27 protein-coding genes and 1 pseudogene are annotated in these 26,146 nt (G+C 69.8%); 13 read left to right on the top strand and 15 right to left on the bottom strand.

Annotated elements, in window-relative coordinates:
- Positions 1 to 18: 18 nt before the first annotated feature.
- On the top strand, positions 19 to 1,152 hold the full coding sequence (locus ACWDX9_RS15795) for an NAD(P)/FAD-dependent oxidoreductase (protein WP_449953966.1): 1,134 nt from the start codon (positions 19 to 21) through the stop codon (positions 1,150 to 1,152).
- 55 nt (positions 1,153 to 1,207) lie between these two features.
- On the opposite strand, the gene ACWDX9_RS15790 is transcribed toward ACWDX9_RS15795, so the two are convergent.
- Positions 1,208 to 1,501, bottom strand: coding sequence for a hypothetical protein (locus ACWDX9_RS15790; protein WP_449953963.1), 294 nt, complete (start codon positions 1,499 to 1,501; stop codon positions 1,208 to 1,210).
- A 121-nt stretch (positions 1,502 to 1,622) separates the two neighbouring features.
- Between ACWDX9_RS15790 and ACWDX9_RS15785 the strand changes: the two genes are divergently transcribed.
- Positions 1,623 to 4,301 (top strand): hypothetical protein, encoded by a 2,679-nt coding sequence (locus tag ACWDX9_RS15785; RefSeq protein WP_449953960.1) that lies wholly within the window; start codon positions 1,623 to 1,625, stop codon positions 4,299 to 4,301.
- Between the two features lie 62 nt (positions 4,302 to 4,363).
- Here the strand turns inward: ACWDX9_RS15785 and ACWDX9_RS15780 are convergent, their stop codons facing one another.
- The gene (locus tag ACWDX9_RS15780) at positions 4,364 to 4,972 is read right to left on the bottom strand and encodes a dihydrofolate reductase family protein (RefSeq protein WP_449953957.1); all 609 of its coding nucleotides are present in this window, start codon (positions 4,970 to 4,972) and stop codon (positions 4,364 to 4,366) included.
- 117 nt (positions 4,973 to 5,089) lie between these two features.
- Here ACWDX9_RS15780 and ACWDX9_RS15775 point away from each other — a divergent pair, with 117 nt between their 5' ends.
- Complete coding sequence (locus ACWDX9_RS15775) at positions 5,090 to 6,283, top strand: serpin family protein (RefSeq protein ID WP_449953954.1); 1,194 nt, start codon at positions 5,090 to 5,092, stop codon at positions 6,281 to 6,283.
- Between the two features lie 353 nt (positions 6,284 to 6,636).
- Here ACWDX9_RS15775 and ACWDX9_RS15770 read toward each other — a convergent pair whose 3' ends face one another.
- Positions 6,637 to 6,921: a hypothetical protein gene (locus tag ACWDX9_RS15770; RefSeq protein WP_449953951.1), complete on the bottom strand. Its 285-nt coding sequence runs from the start codon at positions 6,919 to 6,921 to the stop codon at positions 6,637 to 6,639.
- Between the two features lie 121 nt (positions 6,922 to 7,042).
- Here ACWDX9_RS15770 and ACWDX9_RS15765 point away from each other — a divergent pair, with 121 nt between their 5' ends.
- Both ACWDX9_RS15765 and ACWDX9_RS15760 read left to right on the top strand, forming a co-directional pair.
- Positions 7,043 to 7,456, top strand: a complete 414-nt coding sequence (locus ACWDX9_RS15765) for a hypothetical protein (RefSeq protein ID WP_449953948.1) — start codon at positions 7,043 to 7,045, stop codon at positions 7,454 to 7,456.
- Positions 7,457 to 7,489: 33 nt separating this feature from the next.
- The gene (locus tag ACWDX9_RS15760; RefSeq protein ID WP_449953946.1) at positions 7,490 to 7,672 is read left to right on the top strand and encodes a zinc-binding dehydrogenase; all 183 of its coding nucleotides are present in this window, start codon (positions 7,490 to 7,492) and stop codon (positions 7,670 to 7,672) included.
- 89 nt (positions 7,673 to 7,761) lie between these two features.
- Here ACWDX9_RS15760 and ACWDX9_RS15755 read toward each other — a convergent pair whose 3' ends face one another.
- Complete coding sequence (locus ACWDX9_RS15755; protein WP_449953943.1) at positions 7,762 to 8,952, bottom strand: MarP family serine protease; 1,191 nt, start codon at positions 8,950 to 8,952, stop codon at positions 7,762 to 7,764.
- Between the two features lie 409 nt (positions 8,953 to 9,361).
- A complete protein-coding gene (locus ACWDX9_RS15750; RefSeq protein WP_449953941.1) occupies positions 9,362 to 9,550 on the bottom strand; it encodes a hypothetical protein in 189 nt (62 codons plus the stop codon).
- Here ACWDX9_RS15750 and ACWDX9_RS15745 point away from each other — a divergent pair.
- Positions 9,517 to 9,597, top strand: a pseudogene (locus ACWDX9_RS15745) (hypothetical protein); the annotation flags it as partial. The gene ACWDX9_RS15750 and the pseudogene ACWDX9_RS15745 sit on opposite strands and share 34 nt — an antisense overlap.
- Before the next feature lie 51 nt (positions 9,598 to 9,648).
- A complete protein-coding gene (locus tag ACWDX9_RS15740) occupies positions 9,649 to 9,777 on the top strand; it encodes a hypothetical protein (RefSeq protein ID WP_449953939.1) in 129 nt (42 codons plus the stop codon).
- 583 nt (positions 9,778 to 10,360) lie between these two features.
- Here the strand turns inward: ACWDX9_RS15740 and ACWDX9_RS15735 are convergent.
- Complete coding sequence (locus ACWDX9_RS15735; RefSeq protein ID WP_449953937.1) at positions 10,361 to 11,230, bottom strand: helix-turn-helix domain-containing protein; 870 nt, start codon at positions 11,228 to 11,230, stop codon at positions 10,361 to 10,363.
- A 79-nt stretch (positions 11,231 to 11,309) separates the two neighbouring features.
- On the opposite strand from ACWDX9_RS15735, the gene ACWDX9_RS15730 reads away from it, so the two are divergent.
- Together ACWDX9_RS15730 and ACWDX9_RS15725 are read left to right on the top strand one after the other, a co-directional pair.
- Positions 11,310 to 12,506 (top strand): CynX/NimT family MFS transporter, encoded by a 1,197-nt coding sequence (locus tag ACWDX9_RS15730; RefSeq protein ID WP_449953935.1) that lies wholly within the window; start codon positions 11,310 to 11,312, stop codon positions 12,504 to 12,506.
- 162 nt (positions 12,507 to 12,668) lie between these two features.
- Positions 12,669 to 14,003 (top strand): family 43 glycosylhydrolase, encoded by a 1,335-nt coding sequence (locus ACWDX9_RS15725; RefSeq protein ID WP_449953932.1) that lies wholly within the window; start codon positions 12,669 to 12,671, stop codon positions 14,001 to 14,003.
- A gap of 19 nt (positions 14,004 to 14,022) precedes the next feature.
- Here ACWDX9_RS15725 and ACWDX9_RS15720 read toward each other — a convergent pair whose 3' ends face one another.
- Both ACWDX9_RS15720 and ACWDX9_RS15715 read right to left on the bottom strand, forming a co-directional pair.
- Positions 14,023 to 14,682, bottom strand: coding sequence for a response regulator (locus ACWDX9_RS15720; RefSeq protein ID WP_449953930.1), 660 nt, complete (start codon positions 14,680 to 14,682; stop codon positions 14,023 to 14,025).
- Entirely contained in the window at positions 14,679 to 15,833 is a 1,155-nt protein-coding gene (locus ACWDX9_RS15715; RefSeq protein ID WP_449953927.1) for a sensor histidine kinase, read from the bottom strand. Before ACWDX9_RS15715 ends, ACWDX9_RS15720 begins: the two co-directional genes overlap by 4 nt.
- Before the next feature lie 163 nt (positions 15,834 to 15,996).
- On the opposite strand from ACWDX9_RS15715, the gene ACWDX9_RS15710 reads away from it, so the two are divergent.
- Positions 15,997 to 16,899 carry an alpha/beta fold hydrolase gene (locus ACWDX9_RS15710; protein ID WP_449953924.1) on the top strand — a complete coding sequence of 301 codons (903 nt, stop codon included), beginning with the start codon at positions 15,997 to 15,999 and terminating at the stop codon, positions 16,897 to 16,899.
- Positions 16,900 to 16,923: 24 nt separating this feature from the next.
- Here ACWDX9_RS15710 and ACWDX9_RS15705 read toward each other — a convergent pair whose 3' ends face one another.
- The gene (locus ACWDX9_RS15705) at positions 16,924 to 17,499 is read right to left on the bottom strand and encodes a helix-turn-helix domain-containing protein (protein WP_350731851.1); all 576 of its coding nucleotides are present in this window, start codon (positions 17,497 to 17,499) and stop codon (positions 16,924 to 16,926) included.
- A gap of 114 nt (positions 17,500 to 17,613) precedes the next feature.
- On the opposite strand from ACWDX9_RS15705, the gene ACWDX9_RS15700 reads away from it, so the two are divergent.
- Both ACWDX9_RS15700 and ACWDX9_RS15695 read left to right on the top strand, forming a co-directional pair.
- Complete coding sequence (locus ACWDX9_RS15700) at positions 17,614 to 18,276, top strand: class I SAM-dependent methyltransferase (RefSeq protein ID WP_449953920.1); 663 nt, start codon at positions 17,614 to 17,616, stop codon at positions 18,274 to 18,276.
- 47 nt (positions 18,277 to 18,323) lie between these two features.
- A complete protein-coding gene (locus ACWDX9_RS15695) occupies positions 18,324 to 18,821 on the top strand; it encodes a DinB family protein (RefSeq protein WP_449953917.1) in 498 nt (165 codons plus the stop codon).
- Positions 18,822 to 18,987: 166 nt separating this feature from the next.
- Here ACWDX9_RS15695 and ACWDX9_RS15690 read toward each other — a convergent pair whose 3' ends face one another.
- Positions 18,988 to 19,437 carry a cupin domain-containing protein gene (locus tag ACWDX9_RS15690; RefSeq protein ID WP_449953915.1) on the bottom strand — a complete coding sequence of 150 codons (450 nt, stop codon included), beginning with the start codon at positions 19,435 to 19,437 and terminating at the stop codon, positions 18,988 to 18,990.
- Entirely contained in the window at positions 19,434 to 19,826 is a 393-nt protein-coding gene (locus ACWDX9_RS15685) for a VOC family protein (RefSeq protein ID WP_449953913.1), read from the bottom strand. Before ACWDX9_RS15685 ends, ACWDX9_RS15690 begins: the two co-directional genes overlap by 4 nt.
- 113 nt (positions 19,827 to 19,939) lie before the next feature.
- Between ACWDX9_RS15685 and ACWDX9_RS15680 the strand changes: the two genes are divergently transcribed.
- Positions 19,940 to 20,509 carry a TetR/AcrR family transcriptional regulator gene (locus ACWDX9_RS15680; protein WP_449953911.1) on the top strand — a complete coding sequence of 190 codons (570 nt, stop codon included), beginning with the start codon at positions 19,940 to 19,942 and terminating at the stop codon, positions 20,507 to 20,509.
- Between the two features lie 30 nt (positions 20,510 to 20,539).
- Here ACWDX9_RS15680 and ACWDX9_RS15675 read toward each other — a convergent pair whose 3' ends face one another.
- Genes ACWDX9_RS15675 through ACWDX9_RS15660 form a run of 4 tightly spaced genes read right to left on the bottom strand, consistent with a single transcriptional unit; the run spans position 20,540 to position 25,972 of the window.
- The gene (locus ACWDX9_RS15675; protein ID WP_449953908.1) at positions 20,540 to 23,695 is read right to left on the bottom strand and encodes an ATP-binding protein; all 3,156 of its coding nucleotides are present in this window, start codon (positions 23,693 to 23,695) and stop codon (positions 20,540 to 20,542) included.
- Positions 23,692 to 24,327, bottom strand: a complete 636-nt coding sequence (locus ACWDX9_RS15670) for a hypothetical protein (RefSeq protein WP_449953906.1) — start codon at positions 24,325 to 24,327, stop codon at positions 23,692 to 23,694. Before ACWDX9_RS15670 ends, ACWDX9_RS15675 begins: the two co-directional genes overlap by 4 nt.
- Before the next feature lie 2 nt (positions 24,328 to 24,329).
- Positions 24,330 to 25,427, bottom strand: a complete 1,098-nt coding sequence (locus ACWDX9_RS15665; protein ID WP_449953903.1) for a hypothetical protein — start codon at positions 25,425 to 25,427, stop codon at positions 24,330 to 24,332.
- Positions 25,427 to 25,972: a DUF4365 domain-containing protein gene (locus tag ACWDX9_RS15660; protein WP_449953901.1), complete on the bottom strand. Its 546-nt coding sequence runs from the start codon at positions 25,970 to 25,972 to the stop codon at positions 25,427 to 25,429. The genes ACWDX9_RS15665 and ACWDX9_RS15660 overlap by 1 nt, the downstream gene beginning before the upstream one ends.
- Between the last annotated feature and the right edge of the window lie 174 nt (positions 25,973 to 26,146).

Here is a 26,146-nt window from a genome sequence, read left to right as displayed (position 1 = left end):
CGAAGGAAAGATATCCACGTGTCCCGCGTCATCGTTCTCGGCGCCGGAGTGCTCGGTGCCTCCGTCGCCTACCACCTGGCCGTCGCAGGGGCTCAGGTCGTCGTCATCGAGGCCGGCGGCCCCGCCGCGGGCACCTCCAGCGCGACCTTTTCCATGGACGTCACCCACCTGAAGACCCCGCGCGCCTACTACGAGCTCAACCGCGCCAGCGCAGCCCTGCACGCCACTCTGGCCGAGGAGCTCGAAGGCCCGTCGTGGCGGCACCCCATGCCCGCCATCCAGTGGGGCGACAGCGAGGAGAGCCGGCGGGGGCTCAGGGAGCGGGCCGTCCGCCTCAAGTCGTGGGGGCATCCCTGCCGCATCGCCGACCCGTCCGAGCTGCGCGAACTCGCCCCCGCCGTCGACCCGGCGGCGTGCACGGCGAGCGAGCTCGTGGTCCACGACCAGAGCGCGTGGTACGACGCCCCGCTCTTCGTGCAGCGCCTGCTCGATCGCGCCGCCACGCTCGGCGCCGACATCAGGTACGGCCTGCGGGCGCAGGCGCTGATCCGCGACGGCGACGCCGTCACCGGTGTCGAGACCGGCACGCGACGCTGGGAGGCCGACTGGGTGGTCAACTGCACCGGCCCGGACGCCGACCGCATCGCGGCCCTGGCCGGCACCGACCTGCCCATGACCCGGATCCCCGGGCTGGTGGGAGAGAGCACCCCGGTCCCCGGCCTGCGGCTCGACGCCATCCTGGCCACGCCCGAGGTCGACCTGCGCCCCGCCCCCGGAGACCGGATCTGCTCCATCTCCTGGCCCGTGGACGCGCTGCTGCCCGGCCAGAGCGACGACGCCCTGGCCGAGCGGTTGCACGCCGGCGGTCAGCGGGTCCTTCCCGCGCTGCGCGCCGCCCGGCTGGCCGGCGTACGCCTCGGCGTCCGGCCCGTGCCGGCGGACGGCCTGCCGCTGGCCGGCACGCACCCCGAGGTCCCCGGCCTCTACCACCTCGTCACCCACAGCGGCGTCAACCTGGCGCCCGAGCTCGGCCGGCTCGCGGCTCAGGAGATCATCGACGGTGACGGTCCCGGCCTCGCCGGATACCGCATCACCCGCGGCGTCACGGCCTCCGTACAGGACGAGAGCCTGACTCTCATGACCACCCGCTGACCCCGCCCGAGGCCGCATGCGCAGTGTGCGGCCTCGGGCGGGTCCGTCACCGGGATTATCCCAGCACGGCCTCGTCGTCGCAGCGGACCGTGACCAACGCGAAGAACACGTGCGTCCGCGCATCCTGGGAGACCACCGACTCGAACACGTCGCACGCCGTGAACCCGTGGTCGAGCGCGTTCTGCCTGGCGGCGCTCTCCGCGTCGGCGAGCGCCGTGTCCTCCACGACTCCTTTGCCGAAGCCGTCGAACAGCGCGCCGCTCTGGGCGGTGGCCGCGGTGGTGGTCGCAGTGACGGTCGCGGTGACCAGCGCCGCCGCGATCAGCAGCTTTTTCATCAGGTACGACATGGGAGCTCCTCACGGCTCGTCGGTGGGTCTACACCCGATGGGCGTTCCATCCCGTTCCACGCGCCGATGAGGACCGCGTTCACCCTCCTTCGGCGCGCCCCCGGTCGTACGATCACTGGGCATGAAGATCCCCGACTCGCCCGAGACCGGACCTGAGGCTTTCGAGGCGGAGCTGCGGGCCGCGGACTGGACCGCGTTCGTCCCGGAACGGGACCTCGTCCCGCTGCGCGCCGCACTCGTCGAGCTGGAGCGACACCACGGTGTCGTCGACGCGCACCGGTACGCGACCGAGCGGATCCGGGAGCACGGCGCGCTGCTGCGCCATCCGGACGTCCACCAGGTCGAGATCACCGCGCAGGCGCTCAGCCCGTCCGGCCGGTATCTGGCGGTGGGCGACTTCGGCGGCGACGACTACGACCGCGGAGCCACCCTGCAGATCTGGGAGGTGACCACCGGGCGGTGCGTCAACGTCATCGACTGGATCGAGGGCGGGATCGGCTGGCCCGGCTACGGCGAGGTCATCCAGTGGTCGGCGGACGATTCGCGCCTCGCCATGGCCTACCGGTCGAACAACGTGGGCGTCTGGGACCCGTTCGGCGAGAAGAACGAACCCGTCGGGACCGCTCGCCTCACCTACTCAGGACGCCCGGATCCGTTCGCGCTGGCGCCCGACGGCGTGCGCGCCTACGTGCTTCAGGAGGCCGACGCGCGCGCTCACGGCGCCGTCGTCCCGCTGGACGGCGGGGAGGTCTGGCCGGACGACCCCAGGATCGAGCCGCTGTCGGACCGCGCCCGGTTCGTCCTGGACCGGGTCGTCTGGTCGCGGGACGGCCGGCGGCTCTACGGGAACCTGCACGACGGGCGGATCTGCTCGATCGACGCCGCGTCGGGCCGCGTCACGTGGATGACCGAGGGCGACCGCAACTACAGGTGGCCGTCCGGCGAATGGAGCCCCGACGAAAGCCTCCTCGCCTTTCACCACGACGGCCGCCTGGTGATCGCCAACGCGCTCACCGGCCGGCGGGTGTCCGAGGGGCCCGGGTACGCCGAGGTGACGTTCATGTCGTGGGGGACGCGCCTGGCGATCGTCGAATGCGGTTCGCGCGTCGGCATCGTGGACAGAACCGGGCAGCACCGCTACAACCTCGACCTCGCGCTGCGGTCGCCGAGTTACGACCTGGACGTACGCCCCTGGGCCTGGGAGCCGGACGGCGAGCGGGCCGCGTGCCTGACCGCCGAGGGCGGCGTCGAGATCTGGTCGCTCGGTGACGAGGGAGGCGAACTGCTGCGCTCCTTCGACGCGCCCGCCGAGGCCACGGGGGTGCACTGGGGCGCCGACGACGTGCTCGTGGTGCTGGGCACGACGGTGCTGCGGTTCCTGCGCGCGGACTCCGGCGAGGTGATCGGCGACTTCAGGTTGCTGCGGCAGCCGTCCGCGCCACGTCCGCTGATGCTCGACGACGAGGACTTCGGGGAGGACATGTACCCCGAGCCGAACCCCACGTTCGCGCTGGACGACGAGACCTGGGCCGTCGCCCTGCTGCCCGGAGTCGTGATCGCCCCTCCCGGACGTGACGACGACCTGGCCGCGGCCCTCGCGTGGGCGCCCTCCCGGCGGTTCGCCTGGCCCGTGCACTGGGGTGAGCTGGAGGTCGTCCCCGACGCGCCCGCCGCGGCCGAACGCGTGCCCGAACCGCTGTACGAGTACCTCGAACCCTTCCGGGGCCGGACGACGGCGGACCCGGGTCCCCAGGAGTGGCCGCCGCCCGACACCGCCACCGTCGACGACCTTTTCCGCGCCTTCCGGGAGGCGGTCGTGGAGTACGGGGTCAACCGCCGCAACACCTGGGCCGGCGAGGCGCTCCACTCCGCGGCCGTGCTCAGGGCGCTGCGCGGGGAGACGGCCGGGGCGCTGGAGCTGATCGGGACGTGCTCCGAACCTCACCGGTCACGCGCCGCCGCCGAGGTGGCGATGCTCCTCGCGGCCTCGGGGCTGGAGGACGACGCGCGTTCCGTCTTCAGTCCGTACGACGGCAGGTGGGACGAGTCCGCCTCGATGGCGGGCTCCGTGGGCGCCGTCCATGCGCTGCTGGGCGACGGCGTACAGGCCGGCACGTGGTTCGACCGGGCACGGGAGAAGGTCCGCGAGAACGGCGGCGGCTGGGATCACCGCCTCCCGGTCGTCCGGGCGCTGATGGAATGCGGCCGCGAGGACGAGGCGCGCGCCCTGCTCGCCGGGGGCACCGGCGCGGCCGGCGACGACGTCGGCATCCCCTTCCTGGGTTACCTGCTGCGCAAGGGCAAGGTGGAGCTCGCCGAGGAGTTGCTCCGGTCCGGTGACGGCTGGTTCCGGGGCTGGGGCGCGCAGCGGCTCTTCGTCGAGCACGGGCTGCCGCGCATGCTCGTGGACTGGGGTGAGCGCTACCGCTGCTGGGTGGAGGAGACCGTACCGATCGCGGAACGCAACGCCGCGCACGGCCGCCAGTCCGCGCACGGCCGCCCGTCCGGGCCCGGCGGCGAGTCCGGACCCGGCAGCGCGTCCGGACCCGGCGGCGCGGAGGTCGAGGCCCTCGCGCGGGCGCGTGCCGAGCTGCTCCGCATGCCTCCGGCACGCCGCCAGGTCCCGACCGTCAAGCTCGCCGTCGATGCCGCCGAATGTCGTCACCTGAGCGCGGTGCTGGCCCTGCTCCCCGAGCTGCCGATGCCGTCCCACGGCGGCATCAGCTCCCACGACCGGCCATGGGTCGCCTCCACGGCCCTGCGCATCGTCACCACGGGCGTCGACGTCGACCCCTGGTGACACCCGGGCGGACGCCGGTTTAGCCCTTGCCCGCTGATGGGGCATGCCCTGGACTCTCGCGTCTACTGCTCGCCCTGGGACAGGTGGGCCTTGGCGTCGTCGTAGGAGGCGTCACCGCTCGCCCCGGCGGGCCGGTAGACCAGGTACAGCACGCCCGTCGCGAACGTCTCCGACTTGATCAGTTCCAGCGGGATGGAGCTCTCCCCCTCGTCGAACAGGCGCTCGCCCTTGCGGACGGCGATCGGGTGCACCAGCAGGTGCAGTTCGTCCAGCAGTCCCGCGGTCAGGAGCTGGCGGACCACCGAGACCGAGCCGCTGATGGCGATGCGGCCGCCCTGCTCGTTCTTCAACGCGGTCACGGCCTTGACCAGGTCGCCCTGGAGCAGCTCGGAGTTCCGCCAGCTGAACTCCAGGGGCTGGCGCGACACGACGATCTTCCGCGCGTCACCGAGCGTCTTCGCGAAGCCCGCGTCCTCGCCGCCCTCGGCCTCCCGCTCCGGCCACGCTCCGGCGAAGCTGTCATAGGTCTTGCGGCCCAGGAGCAGGGTGTCGGCCATCTGCGCCGTCACGGCGGCGCCCATCTCGTCGTTGAAGTACGGGAAGTGCCACTGTGCCGGCTCCTCGACGACCCCGTCGAGCGAGATGAACAGGCTTGCAGCGATCGTCCTCATGATGTTCCTCCAAGGAAGGGGCGGAGCCGTCCGGCTCAGCCGCTCTGATGTTCTGTAGCCTCGCGGAATCACCTTACGGATCTCTTAAGGTCTCCCTTCGGAACGGGACTTTTGCGTATGAACTGGCAGCACGACTCGGTGACCGCGGTGAACGCGTTAACCGCCCGGTGGGTGAAGACCTGTTCGGGTGGATCGGTCGTGATGGCCGGCGCGGGAGCCTGGCCGCTGCTGGCTCACCTGGCATCGGCTGCCGAGGGACGAGGTCGCGGGGAACTGCAGGAGGCCGTCGGGATGGACGCCGCCACCGCGTCCCAGGCGGCCCGAGCCGTACTGTCGATCATGGACGGATCCACGGCGATCCGGTCGGCGCTGGGCCTGTGGTCCCGGCCGGACCTGCCACTGCATCCGGCCTGGATCGCCACGCTTCCCGAAGGCATGTACGGCGAGCTGACCTCGGACTCCGCCGCGGACCAGCTCAGACTCGACGCCTGGGCCAAGGAGCAGACCGGCGGGCTCATCCCCGCCATGCCCCTCCAGCTGACCGACCGCGTGCTCCTCGTCCTGGCCATGGCGCTGACCGTCCGCACCACCTGGCTACGCCCGTTCACCGACGGCATCGACCTGTTCGAGTACGGCCCGTGGGCCGGACGTGAGATCCACGTCCTATGCCGCAGGACCCGCATTCTCGACCGGGCCAGAGTCGCCGACACCCCCGCCGGCCCGCTGACCATGCTCCGCGTCATGGGCACAGGTGGAATCGACGTCCACCTCGTTCTCGGTGACGAATCGATGAAACCCGGCCACGTCCTCACCGCCGGCATCGACGTACTGGCCGGGCGCCACCCCACCACCCCGGCCGGCCTCCTGCGTACGGGCAGCCCGGGTCCCGGAATGACCGTCCGTCACGTCCGCGACCACACCCCGGACGACGCCTTGAACGTCACGGTCCCGCGCTTCACCATCGCCTCCACGCACGACCTCCTGGACCTGCCCGAAGTCTTCGGCCTGGCAACGGTGACCGACGTGACCCGCGGGCACTTCCCCGGCATCAGCGCCCAGCCGCTCGCCGTCACCCAGGCCCGGCAGGACGCCGTCGCCACCTTCCAAGCCACCGGCTTCGAGGCCGCCGCCGTAACCGCCCTCGGCGCCGTCGCAGGCGCAATAGCCCCGCCGCCTCCCTACCGCGTCAGGCACATCGACCTCGGCTTCAGCCATCCCTTCGGATTCCTCACGGTCGACCGCCGAAGCCGCCTCATCCTGACCGCCGGCTGGGTCGCCGAACCCCAGAACCTGAGCAGCCTTGGAGACTGAAGGAGCCGAGCAGCCGGGCTGCCGTCAACCGAGGCGTGCGAACAGGACCAGTCCGGCGACGGTGGCGGCCACCCCGATCCTTGACCCCGGCCCGGCCTTGCTTGTCGTCGAGCCACACTCCGGCCACCGCCGCCGAACACGAGCCACGGGCTCCAGGCCAGAAGCAGGGTGAACCCGACCTGGGTCGCGATCCAAGTGCTCGGGCGTCCCTGGTCAGGGGGACGGTGGGGCTGAGGATGACGGCCGGCGCGCCCAGGGCGTTCCAGGCTCCGGAATGCTGTCCTCGGTCGCCACCCGGCCCCCGGGAACACCGGCCCTACGGACGTTGACGCGGCAGCAATCCGGGTGGCGGACTATCCGGACGCCACAACCTCACCGGCCGTGACCTGAGGAGGGTTGGGAAGCAGGGAGACCATGCGCTCCCGCACGAAGTCCGCGGCCGTCTTGGTTGATGCTTCGGCTCCAGCCTGATCTTCGAAGACGCTGGTGGAAAGCATCACCCCATCCCCGGCGTCAACCCAGAAGTAGGCCACGAACCCGGGGATCGGGCGGATGAGTGGCACGAACTCCTCATTCACCAGGCGTCCGGCCTCGGCGGGATCGGTTACCCCCTCGTACCGCCGTACCATTGCGTACATCGTCGACCTCCTCCTGGAGCCCGAGATCGCCCCATGAGGGAGGGACTACCCCCGCCACGGGCCCTGTGAAGCCAAGGGCCGGTAATGAATGCCACATTCAGGACCTGGAAAAGCAGAGAAGATGACCGCGCAGCCCCACCACGTCGACCACGAACTCATCCAGGCCGCGGCGCACGTCGCCCGCACTCGCTGCCGGGGTGACAACCACACCATGGCAGCCGCGGCCCGTGCCCGGGACGGGCGGATCATCACCGCCGTGAACGCCTACCACTTCACGGGAGGACCCTGCGCCGAGCTGGTCCTCATCGGCGCGGCAGCCGCCCAGGGCGCCTACGAGCTGGACACCATCGTCGCCGTGGGCGACCGCGACCGGGGCGTCGTCCCCCCATGCGGCCGCTGCCGTCAGGTCCTCCTCGACTACTTCCCCGCCCTCAAGGTCATCGTCGGCAAGGACGACCGCATCCGAACGGTCCTCATCACCGATTTGCTCCCCGAAACCTACGTCTGGGCCGACCACCAGCTCGACGCCGGGTAAACCGCGCCTCGTACGGTGTCAGCGGCGGGCAGAATGGGCGCGTCGCGCACGCCCGGCGCATCCACCGTCGAGGTGCTGGTCGAGTTGGCGGACCTCATCCGTACAGGACGGCTGGAGGTCCCGATCGCCGCCACCTATCCATCGGAACGGGTCCAGGACACCTTCCGCGAGGTGGAGAAGCGCCACCCGCGCGGCAAGATCGTCCTCAAGCCGTGACCGGCGCCGTCCGAGCGAACGCACCGGCCACCGCCGCGCGACGGTGTGGGCCGTCCCGGCGAGGGGATCTGACCGCGATACAACCCGCGTCAGTCGCAGGCCTGAGTACTGACGGGCTGGGTGGCGCCGGCGGCGCGGCGGGCGTCGGAGGCGACCTCGGAGGCGGTGAGCACGTACCCGGTGTCGTCCTTGCTGACGACGGCGGCGAAGACCACACCCAGCACCCGGCCGTCGGGGCTCAACAGGGGGCCGCCCGAATTGCCTTGCTGGACCTTGCCCCGGATGAGGTAGACCTCCCGCGTCACCTCGGTGACCCGGTAGATGTCGGGGACACGAGCCCGCTGCCGCGCCGCGACCCGGGCCGGCTGGGTGGTGAACCCCTGGTTCTTGGGATACCCGGCGATGATGGCGTCGTCGCCCTTGTCCGCCTCGGCGTCGAAGGTCAGGTACGGCAACCCGAGGTTGAGCGCGTACAGCACCGCCACGTCCCGCTGCGGGTCGTAGTGGACCACCACAGCGGGGAGCGATCGGCCTGTGTGATCGATGACGACCAGCTCGCTGTCGACCCCGGCGACCACATGCGCGTTGGTCATGATGTGATCGGGCGCGTACACGAATCCGGTGCCGGTGATCTGCTTGTTGCAGGAGCGGGCCACTCCCTGCACCTGAACGATGCCTGTCCGCGCCGCTCGCAGGCCGGCGCTGTCGAGCACCTCCGTGTCCGGCGGCGGAACGTTCACGGTCGGCTGGCCGGCGATCGCGTCCAGCACCGGCGGGAAATCGGATCGGTCGATGAACCGCTTGAACGGTTTCTGCCAGTCACGTGCCGCCTGGGGTATCGCCTGGTCCACCGTCCCCAGGATCAGTGAGCCGCGGATCTGCTCCACGATGGTGGTCAATGAGCTGGACACCAGCACGCTGCCGACGAGCCAGGCGATGACCAGCACCGATAAACCGGAGACGAGTGTGCCGCCCAGCGCGTCCAGCATTCTGCCCGGCTCGTGCCGCAGGTAGGAGCGGATCACCGCGCCGACAGTGGACGTACCGAACTGGAAGATCATCGCGGTCAGGAACACGATGATGATCGCCAGCATGGACTCCGGGACATCCCCGTCCACGATCAGGCCCGCGACAGGTGGCGCGATGTAGATCCCGAGCACGCATCCGCCCACGAAGCCGACGAAGCTCGCGGCCCCGACGATGAATCCCTGGCGATAACCGGAGACGCCGGAGAGGATGAGCAGGGTCAGCAAAATGAGGTCGAGGAGATCACCGGGCACAGACAAAGGTAAGCACAACATGAGCTCTGGCGCTTCACACGGATCGATCTCGCCAGAATGTGGAATTTCAGATTTCCTGAAGATGATTCCGGCCTACCCGCAGGAAGGGCGGGCGGGGCTCACATCGATCGCGGGTATCGCTCCGTATTTCCGCAGCGCAGCCACCGTCGCCTTCGCTCCGACCCGGCTGGAAGACCTCATCCTTCTCTTCACTCGCCGACAGGACAGCATTCTGCCTGGCGGATATCGGCCCGATTCACGCCTTTGTGCGCCATGCGAGATCGGCGCCGACCATAAACGCAATGAGTTGATCCATCACCCATTGTTGACGTTGCGAGTTCATGGCCACCACGCCGCTTCTCAATATCCTGCAAGGGTGCGCTCGGCCGGAGCCGGGATCGTTGGGGACTCACTCGTCCTTGCGCCAGCGGGCGCGCGCGTCGACCCGGTCGAAGACCCGGTGGTACACGTCCAGCAGGTCGGCCTGGTACTCCTCGGTCCACAGGGGGTCGACCAGGCACTCGGCGGGGCCCCTACGCCAAGAGCGCGCGCCGCCGAGCCGAGATCGTCGCCTCCGCGACCTCCGTCTTCTCGGCACGCGGTTACCGGAGCGGGTCGCTGCGGGAGATCGCCAAGCAGCTCGACCTCAGTCTGACCAGCGTCGGCCATCACTTCCCCAGCAAGAGCGCGCTCCTCGTGGCCGTCCTCGAGAACGCCGACTCCTTCGGATCGGACAGCCGGAAGCAGTGGCTCATCGACCCGCGACGTGACCTCGTCGCGGCGATGACGGCCGCGTTGCAGGACCTGCTGGGGCCGCGCACGTAGACACCTCGTCGGGCTTGGACCTCACACTCGCTGCGTGCGATCATCCTGGTCATGTCATCGATCAGAAAGGGCCATGCCGCGTAGGCGCCCTTCCCAGGTCCGTACGCGAGGATCGGCGTGCGGGACCCACAGAGCTGTGATCCATCATGTTCCTGGGCTCGGCCGTCGTCCCATGGCCGCGGTGATCACCCTCGAACACACTCGCATGTGGCCGGGCGCGGTGGCGGCGGCCCTGGTGGCTTGGCACGAGGCGGCCCTGGTGGGAACCGCTGATCGCCTCTTCCGTAGGTGCGAGTGCGATGAGTGCACGGGCGAGGCGCCCCGCCGGCGACTTCAACGCGCTCTCGTCGGCTTACCTCCGTGGGCCAGACCGCATCTGTATGCCTTGGTCCTGCCCGTCGACCTGTATTACCTCCGTCGAACCTCACCAACGCCCGGCTCCGCTTGGGCATGGTGGCAACGGCGTGAGGATCGGAGCGGGTAGAGGCGGGTACGGAGAGCGTGCTACGGGTGCGGCACGCGCGGTGGGGCCTCGTCATGATCGCGGCACTGCGTTGACGGGAATCCGAATGCTCGCGGTGTGTCACGAGATGGACCGGAGCCGACCGTGGGACCGGCGCCGGAGTCGGTCGACGGCCTCGGCCGTCTGGTCGTCGGCCGGGAGGAAGACGACGAGTTGCTGGGCCTCCGCAGGCAGTTCGAGCGTCTCGCGAAGCAGTCGAAGCCGGTGACCGGCCGGGTGGTTGAGCCGGAGAACGCCACGTCGCGGCACCACATGACGCTTCAGGCGGCGGGTGAAGTCGGGTCCGGCGATGGGGGTGAGCTCCGCGGTGAGCCACTCGAGGTTCTCGAGGGATGGCGCCTGCCACAGGTCGAAGGCCTGCTCGTCCGCGATGTCGGCCCAGTCGGCGAAGAACGTCCGGGCGCGGGGGTCGGTGAACAGGTAGCGGTTGAGGTTCGGGTGGGCGGCGTCGAGCAGTCCGGTGCCGCTGGTGACCAGCTCGTAGCCGCCGGTGTGGGCGAGGACGTCGCCCAGCCGGTTGGTCACGATGGCGACGCCGGGTTCGAGGAGGCGGAGTGTCCGCAGGACGGACGGTCGTACCTGCCGGGAAGGTGGCACGGGCCGGATGTGGACGGCGCATTCGTCGCCGGTGATCTTCGCGAGGTAGCGCAGGTGGTTGCGCTCCGGAGGGCTGAGGCGCAGCGCGTCGGCGAGGGCGTTGATGACCGCCGGCGACGGATTGCGGTCGTGGCCCTGCTCGATGCGGGTCAGGTATTCGACGCTGATGCCGGCCCACGTGGCGAGGTCCAACCGGCGCAGACCCGGTGACCGGCGGCGGCCTCGGTCCGGCAGTCCACGGGATTCCGGCTGGATGCTGTCGCGCTTGGCCCGGACGAATTCCCCAGTGGCGTCCCCACGTCGACACGCTACCGGCCCGCCCGGTGATCGCACAGTGCGGAGGGTATCCCTTCTGGGGCTAGCCTGAGCTCGGTCTGGCTGCCGGCCACGGTGCGGCTCGATCGTGGTGCGCATGGAGAGTACGTCGACGCGGCGTTCCGGTCAGGCGTTGCTGGTGTGGGGGCTGCTCGTGGTGGCCGCGAACCTGCGGGCGAGCTTGACCGGCGTCGGGCCGTTGCTGGATCAGGTGCAGGCCGATCTGGGTCTGGCCCCGGCCGTGGCGGGCCTGCTGAACACGCTGCCGCTGCTGACGTTCGTGGTGCTGTCCCCGCTGGTGCCCCGGCTGGCCGCGCGGTGGGGAGCCGAGCGGCTCCTCGGTGCCGCGCTCGTGGTGCTGACGTTGGGAATCGCGCTCCGGTGGGTGCCGGCGGCGGTCGGTCTGTTCGGCGGAACCGTGCTGATCGGGGCGGGCATCGCCGTGGGCAACGTGCTGCTGCCGAGCCTCATAAAGCGCGATTTCCCCACCAAGGTGGGACTGCTGACCAGCGCCTATGCCACCGTGATGGGCGGTGTCGCCGCGGTGGCGTCCGGGGTGGCGGTGCCGATCAGCGAGGTCGCCCCCGGCGGTTGGTACACCGCGCTGGGTTGCTGGGTCCTGTTCGCGCTGGTGGCCGTCCTGCTGTGGCTTCCCCAGATGCGGGCTCCGGGGCGTGCCGCACAGGCGATTCGCGGACAGCGGCTGCCGTGGGGTTCCGGGCTGGCGTGGGCGGTCACGGCGTTCATGGGACTGCAGTCGCTGGGCTTCTATGTCGTCGTGACGTGGTTGCCCCAGGTTTTCCAGGACAACGGCATGAGCGCCGCCAGCGCGGGATGGCTGCTGTTCCTGTTCCAGGCGGTCGCGGTGCTGACCAGCCTGGCGGTGCCCGGCGCGATGCGGTGGGCGCGCAACCAGCGCGCGCTGGCGACGATCTGCTCGGCGGTCATGCTCCTCGGCTACCTCGGACTCTTCGTGGCGCCGGGACTGGCGTTGCTGTGGAGTGTCGTCCTCGGGTTGGGCGGCGGCGCCTGCCTCGTGCTCGCGCTGGCCTTCATCAGCCTGCGCGCGCAGGACGCGAGCGTGGCGGGCGCGTTGTCGGCGATGGCGCAGTCGATCGGTTACCTGCCGGCCGCCGCTGGGCCGGTGGTTTTCGGGCTGCTGCATACGGTGAGCTCCGGCTGGCGAGCACCGATCATGTTGATGTGCGTGGCCGCGGCCGGCCAGACGGTCGTCGCGCTGGTGGCCGGCGGGGGCACGGTACGCTCAGCCGCCGGCGATTCGACAAGCCCGTAAAACTGTTTTGTCCACAACGGCGTCACCTGCGTTCTTCTTCCTGTGACCTCACCTGCGCGATCGCGGGCTATTTTTTCCGGGTTATTGACGAAATATGAACGACTAGGCACACTCTCCGCAAGCTGCCCACCGGAAGGGGCGCTGACGTGGAGGACGTGAGTGATGACTGATGCCGACAACGGGTTGAACGTCGACCGACGGTCCCTGCTGGCGGGCGCCGCCGGCCTGCTGGGAGCGGCGGCGCTGCCCGCGACCGCCGCGCAGGCGACGCCGACGAACGCCGCCATGAAGCGATACCCGTCGAACTGGCCCGACCTCGAGCCCTACGGCCTCGCCGACACCCGGCTCGACCTGTGGCCGCGCGAGGACAACTCCTTCATCCTCCCGCTGGCACTGCGCCCCCGTGACCAGGAGCTCGGCCGGGTCTGGATGCGCGACACCTACGTCAACTGCTTCGTGGTGAAGGGCCGTCCGATCTACGTCGCCACCGGCACCACCCGGGCGCCCGGGATCGCCGGGGCCGCCCCGTGGAACGACGGCATCTTCGTGTGGGTGTCCCCGTCCCTGCGCGGGCCGTGGACGCTGGCCGACACCACGGGCATCCGCCCAGGCGCCGAGAAGGGCAAGGTCTGGTCGCCCGAGTTCGCCGACGAGAACCGGCCCGGACGCATGGTCGTCGCTCCGTGGCAGGAGTACTGGAACGACGACCAGTTCGGCAAGCGCGGCGACGTCTGGGCCCCGGAGGTGCACTACTTCCGCGGCAAGTGGTACATCGTCGCCTGCATGGGCGACCACTCGAAGAAGGTCGGCTCGTTCATGCTCGTGAGCGAGGGCGGGGTTGAGGGCCCGTACCGGCTGGTCCAGGGCAACCACGACAAACCCTTCGGCGACTCCTTCGTCGGCGGGCCCAGCTTCATCCTGCCCGGCGCCTACCACCACATCGACGGCAGCCTCTACACCGAGGGCGACGACGCCTGGCTGGTGCTGCACAACCACCTGTACGCGAAGTTCCGGGACGACATGGAGGACATCGTCCCGACCACCGACCTCCCGAGCTTCCAGCAGGTGCCCTACGCGCCCGAGCCGTATCTCGAAGGCGCGTACGTGTTCAAGCACGGCGGCAAGTACTTCCTGCTCCAGGCCGCCTGGAACCGATCCTCGACCAATGCCGACGGCAGCACCCGGTACGCCTACGACCCGCCCGGCGCCGGTCGCACGCAGTACCACTACGACGCGGTCGTCGCCGTCTCGGACACGTTCGAGGGACCGTACTCGAAGCGGTGGACCGTGGGTGTCGGCGCCGGCCACAACAACTTCTTCGTGGATCACAGCGGCAAGCTGTGGGCGACGTTCTTCCGCAACCCCAGATTCGGCTACTGGTCCGACCCGTCGCGCGTCGGCGACACGGCGGTGCCCGGGGTCGTACGGGTGGAATGGACGGGGCCGAAGGGCAACCGCCTGTACGTCCAGCGCCGGAACCGCACGATCGACGACTGACCCGCACGGTCGAGGGGGCTCAGGTCACCAAGCCCCTGCGGTAGGCGTAGACCACCGCCTGCACGCGGTCTCGCAGGTCGAGCTTGGTGAGGATGCGCGACACGTACGTCTTGACGGTCTCCTGGCTGATCACCAGCGTCGCGGCCACCTCGCTGTTGGACAGGCCGTCGGCGATGAGGCGCAGCACCTCCAGTTCGCGTGGGGTCAGCGCGGCGTCGTCCGGCGTGTCCTCGGTGGGGCGGATCCGCGACGCGTACCTGCCGACGAGCTGCCGCGTCACCTCGGGTGCCAGCAGCGCGGCGCCGGTCGCGACGGTGCGGATGCCGTGCAGCAGCTGCGCCGGCGGGGCGTCCTTGAGCAGGAACCCGCTGGCCCCCGCGCGCAGCGCCTCGTACACGTACTCGTCCAGGTTGAACGTCGTCACCACGAGCACCTTGACGGGATCGGCCACCCCGGCGCCGGCCAGCAGGCGGGTCGCCCCGATGCCGTCGAGCACCGGCATCCGCACGTCCATCACCACGATGTCCGGGTCCAGCCGGCGGGCGAGGTCGACCGCGGCGCGGCCGTCCCCGCACTCTCCCACCACCTCCAGGTCGGGCTGCGCATCGATGATCGTCGCGAACCCGGTGCGGATCAGCGCCTGGTCGTCGCAGACCAGGACCCGGATCGGCGCGGTCACGACGCGCTCCCGGCGGGGATGCGGGCCCGTACGTCGAAGCCGCCGCCCGCCCGCTGCTCGGCGCTGAACTCGCCGCCCAGGGCGTCGACCCGGTCGCGGAGCCCGGCCAGGCCCCGCCCGCTCCCGCCGGGAGAGCGGGTGCGGGAGCCGGGTCCGTCGGTGCCGACCTCCACGGTGATCTCCTTCTCGCCGTAGCCCACGCGAACCTCGGTGTGACTGCCGTGGGCGTACTTGAGGGCATTCGTCAGAGCTTCCTGCACGACCCTATAGGCCACGAACTCGGCGCTGCCTGCCGACTCCGCGGGCTCCCCCTCCTCGGTGAACGTCACCGGCTGCCCGGCCTGACGCGTCTGCTCCACGAGCGTGTGCAGATCGCCGGCGGACGGCGTACCGGCGTCGGTGTCGTGGTCGGCCTTGAGCAGGTCGAGCAGGTGCCGCAGATCGCTGATGGCCCGCCGGCCGGTGTCGGTGACGGCGGTCAGCGTCGCGTCGAGGCGGTCGGGTGCGGCGGTCAGGTAGCGTGCCGCCTCGGCCTGTACGACCATCGCCGTCACGTGGTGGGTCACGACGTCGTGGAGTTCGCGGGCGATGCGGGTGCGTTCGGCGGCGCGGGTGGCCTCGGCGACATGGCGGCGGCGTTCGGCCTCGGCGGCCCGGGTGGAGCGCAGCCAGGCCCCGATGCCCCATGCGAGGACCAGCGCCAGGTAGAACAGCGCGATGTCGGCAAGCGTCTCGTTCGAGCCGAGCCGGTCGAGCGCGATCATCAGCGGCGGGTACGCGGCGGAGAGCAGGATCACGGTGACGCGCCGGCCACGTTCCAGATGGGCGCCCGCGCTGATGAGCGCGATGGGCAGCGCGGTGCCGGCCAACGCGTGATAGGCGAAGAGCTGGTCGAGGGCGAAACCGAGCGACACCAGGACGAGACCGGCGGCCGGCCACCGCCGGCGCACGGCGAGCGGGAGACACTCGAGAGCGATCACGACGACGGCCAGCGCGTCGTAGGGGCGGGGCGGCAGGTCGCCGATCTGCGTCCCGCGACCCTGGAACGCCGGCAGGAGTGACGCGACGGTCAGCAGCAGCGCGAACGGTAAATCCCGTACCGTGACGTCACACCGCCGCCACAGGCCCTGGACCCGGCGGAGATCGATCATCGGACGAGCCTAGCGGTCACACCGCCGCCCACGTGTCCCCCTTGCGAGCTACCGGCGAATGTCCCCCGTACGGTGACGATTCCGGAAGCATCGACTCCATAGCGTTACGACGTGGCACGGCGCCTCAGCCGCCGTGTGAAGACGTCTCTCGCTGGAGGACATCATGCTCCGCACATACAAGTCCGCCGTTGTGGCCGCGCTGTGCAGCACCGTGGTCGGGGCGGCGGTCGCCGGCTGCGACAGCGACTCGCTGGACAACTGGGACCCGCTCGCCCCCACGACGCAGAAAGCCGATGCCGGCCCGATCTCCGGAACCAGGAAGATCGATGTCGCGGGCCGGTCGGTGAACGTCTCCTGTTCGGGCGACCCGGCGAAAGGCAGGCCGGTCATCATGCTGATGCACGGAGGAGGCGACGGGCTGGACAAGATGGCAGCCCTCCAGAAGACGCTGAGCAAGAAGAACCGGGTCTGTTCCTACGACCGGCTCGGCGCGGGCGCGAGCGACCAGCCGGACGGCCCTCAGGACTTCGCCGGCACCGGGAAGGTCCTCACCGGGGTGCTCGACCGGGTCGCCGGTGACGGCCCGGTCGTCCTGGCGGGGCACTCGCTGGGCGGGCTGATCGCCGCCAGGTACGTCCCCGACCATCAGGACAGGGTCAAAGGGCTGGTCCTGCTGGACACCACGTCACCCACGATGGTGGACGACATCACGAAGGCGATCCCCGAGTCCGCCAAGGGCCCGGCGGCCGACGTACGCGCGCAGAACCTCGCGATATTCCAGGGCCAGAACCCGGAGAAGCTCGTCATCACCGACGGGAAGGTCCGTTCCGCCGGGAACATCCCCATGGAGGTGATCCAGCACGGGAAGCAGTACCTCGCGGCCATCCCCACGTACGGGCCGCGCCTGGAGCGGGCGTGGTCCGCGGGCCAGCGCAAGTGGCTCGCGGTGTCCAGCGGCAGCAAACTGAGCACGGCCACCGACAGCGGGCACTACATCTACGTCGACCAGCCCGATGTCGCCGTCCAGGCCATCGAGCGCGTCACCTCACAGGTGGCTGGTGAGTAACCGGCCGGCCGAGGGCCGCGACGGTCAGTGCCTGGACGGCGCCAGATGGGCGCGCTCTCCTTGCGCGCCGAACAGGGTGAGCAGCTCCGCGGGCCGCTCGTCGGCACTGCCGATCCAGTGCGGGATGCGGGTGTCGAACTCCACGGCCTCGCCCACACCGACCAGGAACTCCTGCTCCCCGAGCACGAACCTGACCTGTCCGTTGAGGACGTAGAACCACTCATATCCCTCATGGGTCTGCAGCTTCATCGTGGCCGATCGTCCGGCGGGCGGATAGATCACCTTGTAGGCCTGGACACCGCCGGCGCGCCTGGTCAACGGCACCATCACCAGCCCGGATCGCCGCACCGGCCGCAGGTGGATGCGCGGGTCACCGGTGGGCGGCGCCGCGACGAGATCGTCGAGCGGTACGTCGTGCGCCCGGGCCAGCGGCAGCAGCTGCTCCAGCGTGGGACGGAGCTTGCCGTTCTCGAGACGGGACAGCGTGCTCGCGGTGAGGCCGGTCTCGTTCGCCAGCGCCGCCAGCGTGGTGCCCCGCGCCCGGCGCAGGGCACGCAGCCGCGGCCCGACTCCGGCCAGAACGTCTTCGGAGGTGTCCATGCCGTCGATGATGCGGATCCGCAACTTTTCTTGCAAGTCCGCGATGACGGCGGCGATGCTGCCGGTACACCACCGGCGTTTCCGGATCACGCCGGCCGACGAAGGGCACCTCACGTGGACACCACCCGGCACCGCCACCCCACCGCCGACGTCGCGGGCGACCAGGACGCCGAGCTGTTCTGGGAGCGGCACTACCGCGCCCGCCGTACCTGGGACGCACGCGTCAACCCACTGCTCGCCGAGACCGCCGCGCCGCTGCGCCCCGGCGCCGCCCTGGATCTGGGCTGCGGCGCCGGCGGCGACGCCATCTGGCTCGCCCGGCGGAGCTGGCACGTCACCGCCGTGGACATCTCCGCCACCGCCGTCGAACGGGTCCGGGAACGCGCCCGCGAACTCGGCATCGCCGACCGGGTCGCCACCGAACAGCACGATCTGGCCCGAAGCTTCCCGGCCGGTCGGTTCGATCTCGTCTCCGCCCAGTACTTCCACACCCCGTTCCCGCTGCTCCGCGGCCAGGTCCTGCGCACCGCCGCGCAAGCCCTGCGCCCCGGCGGGCTGCTGCTGATCGTCGACCACGGCTCCACCGCGCCCTGGTCGTGGAACCAGGACCCCGACCTCCACCACCCCACACCCACCGAGATCGCCGCCGAACTCGATCTCGACCCCGCGCACTGGACCGTCCTGCGCGCCGACAGGCCCCACCGCCGGGCGACCGGACCCGCCGGCCAGACGGCCACCATCGACCACGTCCTGCTCATCCAGCGAACCGCCGGATGAGCGCCCGAACCACACCACACGACGTCACGCCGAAACGGAGCGACTCGATGCCGGCAAGCCGCACGCAGCGATCCAAGGACACCAAGCCTCCGCGGACCGGCGCCGACGAGAAGGCCACCCTGCGGGGCTTCCTCGACTATCTGCGCGACGCGGTCGCGGACAAGGTCGCGGGCGTGCCGGAACCGCAGGTCCGAACCGGCGGAGTGCCGTCGGGCACCAACCTTCTCGGGCTGCTCAAGCACCTGGCGTTCGTCGAACGGTTCTACTTCCTCGGCGAGGACGTCGGCGACTGGCCCGCCACCATGCGACCGTCCACGCAAGACACCGTCGACGGTGTACTCGCCGACTACCGCAAGACCGTCGAGCGAGCGAACCAGGTCATCGACGCCTGCCCAGACCTGGCCCTTCCCGCCCCGCGAGCCCCACGTCCAGAACCGGCGCCATCGATGCGATGGGTCCTGGTGCACATGATCGAAGAAACCGGCCGGCACGCCGGCCACGCCGACATCCTCCGCGAGCAGATCGACGGATCCACCGGCCGCTGACGGATGCGTGGGACGAACGGCGGTGCCGCCGGCGCGATGGCGGTGGTCAGCGTGAGTGCGCCCATGGCCGCTAAGATCCCGCGGTTCTTCAGCATGGAACGTTCCCTTCGGTGGAGAGCCAAGGTGGGGTCAGCGCGGCTCCGCGCGAACCGGAGTCGCGGGCAGATCACGGGGTGGTGTCCGGTGGTGGACCGATGATCTGGTAGCCGTGACGGGCGGCCACCTCGGCCAGCAGGCCGGGGTCGGTGTCACGGGCGGCGATGTCGGCGGCGAAGTGTTCGAAGCCGGCCGGCCAGGTCAGTTGGAGCAGGCGTAGCGGCGAGTCCTGGCGGTTGGCGAAGGCGTGGGGCAGGTGGCGTGGCAGCAGGACGAAGGCGCCGGCTCCGGCCTGCCAGGTCCGGTCGCCGCAGTACAGCTGGACGGTCCCCGACAGCACATAGAACGCCTCGTCGTCGTGCTGGTGCACATGCCAGGGAGTGGCGAAGTACGGCGGGCACTCCTGCTCGATCAGGGTCAGGGCCTTGCCGGTCTCCGACTCCCCCGCCTTCACGGTCATCGTGGTGCCGAGGAACCGATGGGTGGCACCGGCGCCGGCCGGCAGGTGGAGCGCGCTCATGGCCGCCTCTGCCGGGTGTAGAGCCGGATCTCGATGCCGTCGGGGTCGGTGATGCCGCCGATCAGCCATCCCACGCTGCCTTCGGCGACGCCGGAGTGCTCCACACCGAGCGCGTCCAGGTGATCGGACCAGGCGTGGAGCGCCTGCAAGGTCGGCACGGCCAACGCGACCGGATCGAACCCGCTCAACCCGGCGGCCCGCTCGGGCTCCTCACGCAGCGCGATCATGAGCGTCTGTTCCGCATCGGCCAGCGCCACGCCGCGCAGCACGCCGTCCTCGACGAACTCGATCGCCACCTCGAGGCCGAGCACCCGCCGGTACCACTCCAGGCTCTTGTGCACGCTGGAGACGGGCAGCTTGACGTGGTGGAACCCGCCTAAGAGCACCATGCCCCACCTCTTTTGTAGTGCCACTCTAGGGTCATACTCTAAAGTGGTACTCTAAATCGGTGGAAGACGTCAAGAGTCCGAAGCGGCGCTCGGCACAGACCAGAAGCCGTATCGTGAACGCCGCCCAAGGGCTGTTCGTCGTGCGGGGCTACGCCGGAACGACCTTCCAGCTGGTCGCCGACGCGGCCGAGGTGTCGGTACAAACGGTGTACTTCCATTACGGAACCAAGAGCCAGCTGCTCAAGCACGTGGTCGACGTCGCCTCCGCCGGAGACGACGAGCCCGTGCCGCTCCTCCAACGGCCCTGGTTCGCCGCGTTGCAAGCGGCGCAGGACCCGATGGAGGTCGTACAAGGATGGGTGCACCAGAGCGGGGTCATCCTCGACCGGGTCGCCCCCGTCCTGGCGGTGGTCCGCGACGCGGCGGCCGGCGACCCTGACATGGCCACTCAATGGGCTGCCAACAGCGAGCAGCGGCACACCGCCCACGGGGAGGTCGTCGCCATCCTGAGCCGCCTGCAGGCCCTGCGGCCCGACCTGACCGAGCACCGAGCGACCGACGTCACCGTCGGGATCCTGTCGCCGGATCTGTTCCTGGTGATGAGGCGGGAATGCGGGTGGACCACGGCGCAGTGGGAGGACTGGGCCGCCGACCAGCTCTCCCACGGCCTGCTGTCCGCCTGACGACCCGGCGCGCCGTACGCCGGTCCGACGTCAGCCGGATGCCCGCTCGATGATCTCCTGCTCGGTGAGTGGATCCGAGGGATGATGGCTCAGGCACTGGCGTCCTCGGATGAGCACCTCGGATATGCCGTCGCTCGCGGCGTAGAACTGCCCGGTATCCAGCCGTCCGACCCGGTCGGCGTGGCCTCCGCGGGCCCGCGCCAACCCCTTGACCACTTCGATCTGCGTGGGGCTGTTGATTCTCCCGATGAACTGAGTCGTGGCGTTTCCCGCGATGTGGTTGTGCAGACCGCGGGGTGTCTGGGTGGCGAAGACGAGGCCGAGGCCGTACTTGCGGGCCTGTGAGGCCAAGGTCAGCGTGCTGGCCAGCGCTTCGGTCTTCGGTGTCGCCGGTACGAGGGCCTGCGCCTCGTCCATCACGTACAGGCCGTTGAGGGGACGGCCGCGCGCCGGATTCCGTTTGATCCAGGAGAACAGGGCCATCTGGAGCTGATTGACGAATCCTGGTCTCGCCTGGTCACTGAGACCGATGAAGCTGATGACGGAGACGCGGGCCCGCTTGCCCCCGGACGGGCTGAGCAACTGCTCAGGGTCGGCCGGCTCACCGCTGCCCGCGAAGAGTGGATCGTTGATCGTCGCGGCGGTGAGGAGCTGTCCCAGTTCGGCGGCGATCTGGTCCGCGCGGTCGATCTGGCTGACCTCCAGCGGCAGGGCGGCGAGAAGGCCGAGGAACGCGGTGAAGTCGCCGCCGCCCGAGCGGGCGAAGTGACCCAACGCCTGGCGGAGGATGGCCTTCCCCTTGCGGGCCTTGGCGCTTGCCCCGTCCACGTTCGCCCGGGAGGCGAGCGCTTCGACAGCCAGGCCGAGGGCTGAGTCCAGCTCATCACGATCATCGAGCACTGGCGCGAAGTCGGGGAGCGGCTGGAAAGTCAGCGGGCGTCCACGAGAACGGCCCGGGGTCCAGATCACGACCTCGGTCTCGGCGAAGTAGCGCGCTGCTTTGTCCGCGTCCTCGTCGCTCCAACCAGGAGGCGGGCTGGGCCAGGGATCGCCCAGCCGGGCGAGGTCGTTGTTGGAGTCGAGCACTATCGACGACACACCGTGCAGCGCGCACTCCTCGATGAGCCGCCGCAGAAACACGGTCTTGCCGGAGCCGGATCCGGCGAACACGGCCGTGTGGCGGGTGAGGAGGCTCAGCTTCAGTTCCAGATCGGCGCCGGTGTCCAGACGCCTGCCGACCGGGATGACCGCGGTGCGGTCGCCCGTGACCTCCGGAACGGTCCTCGCCGGGCGTTCGGATCCCGCCGTCGACGGCTGAGGCGGTGCCGGATCGGGGAATGTCAGCGCGCCGAACAGGCCGCTGAGCAACTCGGTGCCGCCGGCCGGACGGCGCGCACGCAGCCAGGTCTCGAACTCCGGGTCCTCATCGGCCGCCATCTGCCGCAACGCCTCGAAGACGCGCAGGTCGTCGCCCCGTACGGCAAGTGACAGCCCGCCCCATTCCTTGAGCTGTGTCAGGCAGGCTTGCGTGGCCGGCCCGTCCGACCATGCGAGATTCCGCAGCACGACGAAACACCGGTCGGGCACCTCCGGCCCCAGGCCGGACGCCGCGATGCCGTCGTTCAGCCGCTTGAGTGCTGCTATGTGGTGCGATGCGCCGATCATCCGGAACGTCCAGTGCCGCTGCTCCTCGGAATTGGGGTCCAGTGCCTGCCGCAACCTCGCGTGCAGGCTGGGCCGGCGGCCCGGCGGTGGATCGACGGAGAACGCCTCGCCCGCTTTGTCCTGCTCCGTGATCCAGGCGTTGAGACCCGCGGCGAGCAAGGGTGGGGCGAGTTCGTCCTCGTGTTCCGGATCGAACGTGTTGGATACGTCGGCCCGTCCGTACAAGTCGGCGAACCGCGCGTCGAGCCGGGCCAGGTTCGTCTCCGGCACGGCGGGAACGGTCTCGGCAACAGGAGTCACCCCGGGAACCGGCTCTTCTCGATCGAAACGTTCCAGCGGACGTAGTTCGCCTTCCGCCCGACATGTCGCGACATGTGCGCTGATGAGGCGGAGCAGCGTCCTCGGCGTATGGCCCGGCGCTGTCGCGAACGCGGCAGGGGCGATGGGCCAGGCGGGAGTGGGAGGGGTGAAACCCGCATGCGTGAAGGCCACGGCGAACCTTCGCTCAACCAGGTTCCGGGCAATGTCAGCGCTCGCGATCGTGGTGAGGATCAAGGAAGGCCGGAACCTGTCCTGCGCCGTGCCGATGGCCCGGTTCCTGATCAGGTTCCACGACGAGGGCAGGCAGGCCACCAGGCACAACGTTCTCTGGGTGGCGTGCACCAGGGCCATGAGCCCGCTCGCGACCTCGTCGATCACGTCCTTGCGTGGCTTGGCATCAGGCGGCGGCGCGACGGAGTCCGGGGCGCCGGCCGCGCGGGAGTGTTCGAGGAGCGCGTCGATCTGATCCACCGCGATGACGCTGGGGCCGGTCAGCGCGAGGATCATCGACAGCTCGACCGCGATGTCATGCGGCTTCTTGACTGCTTTGCTCATTCCCCAGGCTGCGCGGTCGCCTTCCTCCGCCTCCTCGGTCGACATCAAGTGGTCGAAGGCGACGTCAAGGGCCGGGCCCGAGGCGACGGCGTAGAGGGCGAGCGCTCGGATGGTGTCGCGACACCGTAGCAACTGCCTGTTCCGGGCCACCAGACCGCTCACCAGAGCATCGAGGTCTTCGCGGGTGATGCCCGTCCCGCGCTCGACGGCTGCCCCGATCCGGTCCTCGGCTCCCGCGAGTGCGGCCAGGGCACGCAGGGCCACCATCGCCTGGCTCGGGGCGTCCGGGCCCGCGGCCGAACGGCCGAGGTCCTCGACCATCGCGCTCATGGTCCGATGCCAGAAGTCGTCTCCGGCGCTGAAGTCCACGAGAAAGAAGTAGCCGCCGGCCTGCGCGATCTTGCCCCTGACCCAGCCGAGAAGGTGAGTCTTGCCAGCGCCTCCCTCCCCCTGGATCACGACGCCGAGCGGGCTGGTCCGGGAGGCTGCGGACGCCTCGTCGATACCGTCCAGGATCAGCTGTTCCGCCCGCGGATGCATCCCGTCGATGTGGAAGGGCGGCGGGTTCCAGGCATGCTCGGCCGTGGTCGCCCAGTTGAGGACCCTGGAGATCGCGCGTAGTGCCCGTTCCTCGGTCTCGTTCATCGCGCCTCGATCGCCAGCAGATGCTTGCTCACACCGCCTACGACGACGGCCGATTCCCTGTCCTCGTCGGTCAGGGTCTTCTGGTCCGCCTCCGGTACGAGATGGACGTCCGGAAGCCGTTCCAGTTGCCGCAGCGCCTCGTCGACCTCCTCCCGGGGGACATCTCCCAACTGTGCGCGCAGATGTGTCAGGAGCACCCAGTCCTGCGGTTCGCGAGCCAGGTGCCAGTAGGCGTCGCGGATCGCCTTGGTCGGATCGTCCGGAGCCGGGGCCCCGCCTTCGCGGGCCTTGACGACGAGCTCGGCCAGGCTCAGATCCGCGGCGTCGAGGTAGCCCTTGATCATGCGGAGGACGCCGTAAAGGGTGCGGCCGAGCGATCCTCCGCGTTCCGGAGCCGAGCCTTCCAGCTCTGTCACGCACCAGGCCCAACCGTCCTCGGTGAGCGTGTGGTGGTAGGACCTGCCCGGCTTCTCGCTTGTGACGAGACCGAGCTTGTTCACCCGGCGCCGGGGCTCTCCGTCGAGCGTGTCCCCGACATGGGCTCGCAGCTCCGGATTGGACGCCGTCCCGCCGAGCGTCATCAGCCCCAGGAGCAAGGCCCGCTCCCGGGTTCCGAAGGCGGTGTTCTTCATGATCAGCTCTCCTCGGATCGATCGTCCACAACGGTGTGGAAGCTGGTCGCTATGAGTTCCCGGCGGCCGTTGACGTCCTTGAGCGTGCCGGCCGCACGCACGAGGGTCCGGTTGCGGTGCGCTTCGACGGCCACGTCGTAGGCCGCCTCGTCGGGCAGGCGCACCCATATGGAGCCGCGTGGCTCGCCGTCCCCGATGGCCACCTCGCCGCGTACGTGGACACGGAACCGGTCCGCACCGCCGTTGTCGAAGAGCGTGCCGATGAGGCCTGTGGCAGAGGCGCTCTCGCGGTGGAGGCGCCGCAGCCTGTGCGCGACGCGGCGCAACAGGGTGCCGGTCTCGGCCTCGAAGACCACCGTCCGCGCGGGGACCTCGGAGGGCAGCGCGCGGGCCCAGCGGAAGCCGACCTCGAACCGGGTCCCGGGATCGGTGCCGGCGAATCGCGCGAGCGCGACGCACAGGTCGGCCGACACGCCGTCCCGGACCGTGTCGTCGAAGACGCTGATGTCGCCGGTTCTGCGTACCTCGGCGCTGGCTTCGCGCAGGAGCAGCGTGGCGCGCTGCAGCAGGGTCAAGGTGCGGCGCGCCAGCGGAGGATCGCCGGAATTCTCCCCGTCCAAGGGGATGCGTACCGTGAGGAGGTCCGCTGACGGCACGATCGGTCCGATCCAGACGCGGGCGAGCAGATCACGCACTGCTTTGGGGGCTGTGCCGTCGAACACCGGCCGAGGTCCGTCCAGAGCGGCACGCGCCGCCGCGCTCAGGGCGGCGTGCGCGCTGTTGAGGGCTGTAACCGCGTCCACCAGCCCGAACTCCCCATCCATGGGGACGATCGGTGCGCGATACCACTGGACATCGGCCATGGGCGAGCTGATGTCGGATGCGATGTCCTCAGGAGAGCGGCCCTCCACCCTCGCCAGCAGCGAAAGGGTCTCTCTGAGACGCCGCGGTCCGTCGGCCAGATGGTCCGCTCCGGGCACCAGGATCTCGTGATCGCCCTCATGCACCCAGACAGCCGCGCCCCTCCAGCCCTCCGGCTGACGAACCCAGCCGGTAGCGGCCAGGTAACTGCTGACATCGGCGACTGACACGTTCCTCATCAGGCGAGCGGTCCCGTGGGCGCTCCGACGAGCTCGCGTAACGCGCGGACCGTGAGAACGTTCCCCAACGGCACCTGGATGGGGACCTGCCGTTTGGCGCTGGGAGAGGCGATGGGCCGCTCCCCCTCGAACCCGCGGTAGTAGCAGAGCCGGCTCAACGTCAGCCCCTCGGTCTCCACGCGTGCGTATCGCTCGATCTCCGGTGGGACCACGACGAGGAAAAGGTAACGGGGAACGAGAAACGGACCGGCGACGAGCTTGTTGTACTGCACCTCGTTCAGCCCGCGAAACTGCAGATCCGGGCCCTTGCTCAGCGGCTTCGACCACGACTTGACCTGCACCTCGATAGCGGGCGAGGAGATGTACCCCGCTCGTCCGGCATATCGAAATCCCAGGTCGATGCCGTCATGGTCGAGATCGTCCTTGTAGACGAGAAGGCCCGCGGCCGAAGCGAGCACCCTCACATAGTCCTCGGCGAACTTCCCTTGATGATTCCGCTGGTCCAGCACGCAGTCTCCCTCACCCGCCGACCGCTCGATCCGCACGCTAGAGAGTATCCACAAGGCGGCCGAGAGGAGAGGGAGTTTCGCTTTGGCGACGCATGATGCGCATTTTCCCGATTTATTATCGGCCGCCCTGAATATGGCAATTACCTGCAGCCATTTCAGGCCGGCGGTGCGCATCTCGTATGGCGACTCTACCGTTAGCGCGATGCCCCA

This window comes from Nonomuraea sp. NPDC003201 (assembly GCF_053590415.1).
Note: the sequence above shows the minus strand (reverse complement) of the source record. Positions and strands in the feature narration are given on the sequence as shown.